Below are 4,399 nucleotides of genomic sequence, written 5' to 3'. Positions count from 1 at the left end.
GCCCGCGCGGCAGCGACCCGCCCCCGGCCCCAACCACAGGAAGGGACCCCCGTATGACGCTTCAGTCCGTCCGCCGCCACACAGGCCGGGCACCATGGAGGGGAGGAGGCGACACCATGACCCCTAGCCCCGGCACCGAGGCGCGCCCACCGCTGTCCCTGGAGGACTTCGAGGAGCTTGCCCGCAAGGCTCCCGAGACCGTGACGCTCGAATTCATCAACGCAAAACTAGAGGTCAAACCTGTGCCCGACCACCTCCATGGCGCCATCCTGATGTGGCTGTTGGAGCGTTGCCTTCAGCACCGCCCTGACCTGCGCCTTTATCCGGAGCAGGGGGTGAGGACGGAAAGCTACCGCAAGGGGCGCGCCCGGGCCGACGGCGCTCTCGCCCCCTATGACCACTTCGTTACCCAGGAGGGTGAGTGGGCCGATCCCGACGGTGTTCTGATGACAGTCGAGATCACCTCTTTCGACCGCGACACCAACCTCCGCGACCGCGTCGAGAAGCGCGACGGCTACGCGGCGGCAGGCATCCCGGTCTACCTGCTCGTCGACCGGGACGCGGAGGAACTGGTCGTCTACTCGGAGCCGAGGAAGGGCGCGTACAAGGTACGTACGTCCCACCCCTACGGTGACGCCGTCAAGCTCCCCGAGCCCGTCTCGATCACCCTGGAGACCGAGAAGCTCAAGGACTACACCCGCTGAAAGCCCGTGCCATGACCCCCAGCACCGCTGATCAGCCTCAGATGTCCGTCGAGGACTTCGAGCAGGTGGCTCGCGCGGCCCCGGAAACCGTGACGCTCGAACTCATCAGAGGAAAACCAGCGGTCAAGCCCGTGCCGGACGGCGATCATGGCGAGATCCGCGTGTGGCTGCAAACGGTATGCATGCGGCTCAGGCCCGACCTCGGCCTCTACGGGGAGCGCGGTCTCAAGGTCGAGGCATACCGGCGTGGGCGGGCCCGCCCGGACGGAGTGCTCGCACCCCGTGGGCATTTCGCCGGCCACGGGCTCTGGTCCGACCCGGACGGCGTACTGATGGTTGTCGAGGTCACCTCCAGCGACTCGGACACCGACCGCCGCGACCGCCATGAGAAGCGGATCGGCTACGCGGAGGCCGACATCCCGGTCCATCTCCTCGTCGACCGCGACAACGACACCCTCACCGTGCACAGCGAACCCGCGAACGGGGACTACCGGCAGCGGCCGTCCTACCCGTACGGAACCGTCGTCACTCTGCCCGAGCCCGTGTCGCTCAGCCTGAAGACCGAGGAGCTCAAGGACTTCGCCCGCTGAAACGCCGAAAGCGGCGCCCCCCTGGGAAGGGGAACGCCGCCCTCGGTCAAGGACCGGGTCCGAGCGTGAGTGCCGTACGGATACGGCGCGTCAGGCTCAGAAGTCCATGTCACCGCCCGGCATGCCGCCGCCCGCGGGGGCCGCGCCGGCCTTCTCGGGCTTGTCGGCGATGACGGCCTCGGTGGTGAGGAAGAGCGCCGCGATGGAAGCCGCGTTCTGCAGAGCGGAACGGGTGACCTTCGCGGGGTCGATGATGCCCTCGGCGATCATGTCCACGTACTCGCCGGTCGCGGCGTTGAGGCCGTGACCGATCGTCAGGTTGCGGACCTTCTCGACGACGACGCCGCCCTCAAGACCACCGTTGACGGCGATCTGCTTGAGCGGAGCCTCCAGCGCGAGCTTGACGATCGCAGCACCGGTCGCCTCGTCGCCCGTCAGCTCGAGCTTCTCGAAGACCGAGGAAGCCTGGAGCAGAGCCACGCCACCACCGGCGACGATGCCCTCCTCGACGGCGGCCTTGGCGTTGCGCACCGCGTCCTCGATGCGGTGCTTGCGCTCCTTGAGCTCGACCTCGGTCGCGGCGCCGGCCTTGATGACGGCCACGCCGCCGGCCAGCTTCGCGAGGCGCTCCTGGAGCTTCTCGCGGTCGTAGTCCGAGTCGCTGTTCTCGATCTCGGCACGGATCTGGTTGACGCGACCCTGAACCTGCTCGCTGTCACCCGCTCCGTCGACGATCGTGGTCTCGTCCTTGGTGATGACGACCTTGCGGGCACGGCCCAGCAGGTCCAGGCCGGCGTTCTCGAGCTTGAGACCGACCTCCTCGGAGATGACCGTTCCACCGGTGAGGATGGCGATGTCGTTGAGCATCGCCTTACGGCGGTCGCCGAAGCCCGGGGCCTTGACGGCGACGGACTTGAAGGTGCCACGGATCTTGTTGACGACCAGCGTCGACAGAGCCTCGCCCTCGACGTCCTCGGCGATGATCAGCAGCGGCTTGCCGGACTGCATGACCTTCTCCAGCAGCGGAAGGAGGTCCTTCACGTTGCCGATCTTCGAGTTCACGATCAGGAGGTACGGGTCGTCGAGCGACGACTCCATGCGCTCCATGTCCGTGGCGAAGTACGCCGAGATGTAGCCCTTGTCGAAGCGCATGCCCTCGGTGAGCTCAAGCTCAAGACCGAAGGTCTGTGACTCCTCGACGGTGATGACGCCTTCCTTGCCGACCTTGTCCATCGCCTCGGCGATGAGCTCGCCGATCTGGGTGTCGGCGGCGGAGATGGAGGCGGTCGAAGCGATCTGCTCCTTGGTCTCCACGTCCTTGGCCTGCTCCAGCAGCGCACCGGAGACGGCCTCGACGGCCTTCTCGATGCCGCGCTTGAGGGCCATCGGGTTGGCGCCGGCAGCCACGTTGCGCAGGCCCTCGCGGACGAGCGCCTGGGCGAGCACGGTCGCGGTGGTCGTACCGTCGCCGGCGACGTCGTCCGTCTTCTTGGCGACTTCCTTGACCAGCTCGGCGCCGATCTTCTCGTACGGGTCCTCGAGCTCGATCTCCTTGGCGATGGAAACACCATCGTTGGTGATCGTGGGGGCGCCCCACTTCTTCTCGAGGACGACGTTGCGACCCTTGGGGCCGAGGGTGACCTTGACGGCGTCGGCGAGCTGGTTCATCCCGCGCTCGAGACCGCGCCGTGCCTCCTCGTCGAACGCGATGATCTTGGCCATGTGAAGTGGTCCTCCCGGACTGGGGTGGATTCTCCGGACCGCGTCCGCGCCCGCGACGGACGGCCTGAGAGCCATGCGGTTCCTTGCCCCACCGGCTCTTCGGGCCTCGCTGACCCGGTCCATAAGTTGTCACTCTCACTTGCAGAGTGCTAACGCCAATGATTAGCACTCGACCCCCGAGAGTGCAAGCTTCCCCTGCCCCGGCCACCCCTCGGAGCCACTCCCCTGAGCCGCCCCTCGGACCCCCGGCGCATCGGACCCTCCGCGTACCCCGGCGCACGCACGAGGGGCCCGTACCCCTGTCTCCGGGATACGAGCCCCTCATGATGAGCGTCGGTAGTGCGTCGGTGGCCGATCGCGCCGGGATCAGACGGCGAGCTTGACCATGTCCGCCTGCGGACCCTTCTGGCCCTGCGAGATCTCGAACTCCACTCGCTGACCCTCTTCAAGGGTGCGGTAGCCGTCCATCTGAATCGCGCTGTAGTGGACGAAAACATCCGCACCACCGTCGACCGCGATGAAGCCGTACCCCTTCTCCGCGTTGAACCACTTGACGGTGCCCTGAGCCATGCCTAACTCCCCTATTACTGGCCCCTGCCGGAGGCCACACTTCGCGCCGGAACGCGTCGACCGCGGCTGAATGTATCTGCCCAACTGCCCTCTGCAACAGGTCAATCCGACGAGAATTCAGGGCATGGCTGAACACACGAAGCGGGAGATACGCCCACGATCCGGGGCAAGTCGGGCCAGGCAAAGCGTATTTATTACGCAAACGGCACCAAGACTTTGACTCCATGTTGTCGCGATCTCATATGCGTGAGGCATGCGCGACGATGGGCCGTTCCCAATCCTACCGCGCTCAACCCAACGGAATTGCCCCCTCCGCTTCTCTCGCGGAGGGGGCAACAGGGGTGACGCGGAGTCAGCAGCCGCCGGCCACCGCGGGAATGATCGAGACACCCGCACCCGCCGGGGTCGCGGTCTCAAGACCCTGCTCGAATCGGACGTCGTCGTCGTTCACGTACACGTTGACGAAGCGGCGCAGCTTGCCCGCGTCGTCGAGCACGCGCGCGGCGATGCCCGGGTGGTTGCTCTCCAGGGACTGGATGACCTCGGAGAGGTTCGAGCCCTCGGCCGGGACCTCGGCCTGACCCCCCGTGTACGTACGGAGGATGGTGGGGATGCGGACCTTGACGCTCATGGTGGGGTGCCTTCCTTGAGTCTTGGGGTGGGGTCGGGCCGCGCGCTCGGCGGGACGGCGCGCGGCGTCCGTACGCCGGGCGGCGCGCCGGTACGCGGGATCCGCGCGGTACGCGGGTGCGCCGGCGCGCCGGGCGTCAGTGCGCGAGGCCGGCGTCGCGGAACGCGTCGAGGCTCGGCGGG

Annotated in this window: 5 protein-coding genes; 2 read left to right on the top strand and 3 right to left on the bottom strand. The window is 67.2% G+C overall.

Annotation, left to right across the window (positions count from 1 at the left end):
* Positions 1-116 precede the first annotated feature (116 nt).
* Both QR77_RS22535 and QR77_RS22530 read left to right on the top strand, forming a co-directional pair.
* Complete coding sequence (locus tag QR77_RS22535; RefSeq protein WP_040023940.1) at positions 117-704, top strand: Uma2 family endonuclease; 588 nt, start codon at positions 117-119, stop codon at positions 702-704.
* An 11-nt stretch (positions 705-715) separates the two neighbouring features.
* Positions 716-1,294, top strand: coding sequence for a Uma2 family endonuclease (locus QR77_RS22530; RefSeq protein ID WP_040023937.1), 579 nt, complete (start codon positions 716-718; stop codon positions 1,292-1,294).
* A gap of 96 nt (positions 1,295-1,390) precedes the next feature.
* Here QR77_RS22530 and groL read toward each other — a convergent pair whose 3' ends face one another.
* The 3 genes from groL to QR77_RS46835 all read right to left on the bottom strand — a co-directional run bounded on the left by groL (position 1,391) and on the right by QR77_RS46835 (position 4,217).
* Positions 1,391-3,016: a chaperonin GroEL gene (groL, locus tag QR77_RS22525; protein WP_040023935.1), complete on the bottom strand. Its 1,626-nt coding sequence runs from the start codon at positions 3,014-3,016 to the stop codon at positions 1,391-1,393.
* Between the two features lie 366 nt (positions 3,017-3,382).
* On the bottom strand, positions 3,383-3,586 hold the full coding sequence (locus tag QR77_RS22520; RefSeq protein ID WP_005315736.1) for a cold-shock protein: 204 nt from the start codon (positions 3,584-3,586) through the stop codon (positions 3,383-3,385).
* 352 nt (positions 3,587-3,938) lie between these two features.
* Complete coding sequence (locus QR77_RS46835; protein ID WP_040023930.1) at positions 3,939-4,217, bottom strand: MoaD/ThiS family protein; 279 nt, start codon at positions 4,215-4,217, stop codon at positions 3,939-3,941.
* Positions 4,218-4,399 lie beyond the last annotated feature (182 nt).

Source organism: Streptomyces sp. 150FB, from assembly GCF_000818195.1.
Classification (GTDB): Bacteria; Actinomycetota; Actinomycetes; order Streptomycetales; family Streptomycetaceae; genus Streptomyces.
Note: the sequence above shows the minus strand (reverse complement) of the source record. Positions and strands in the feature narration are given on the sequence as shown.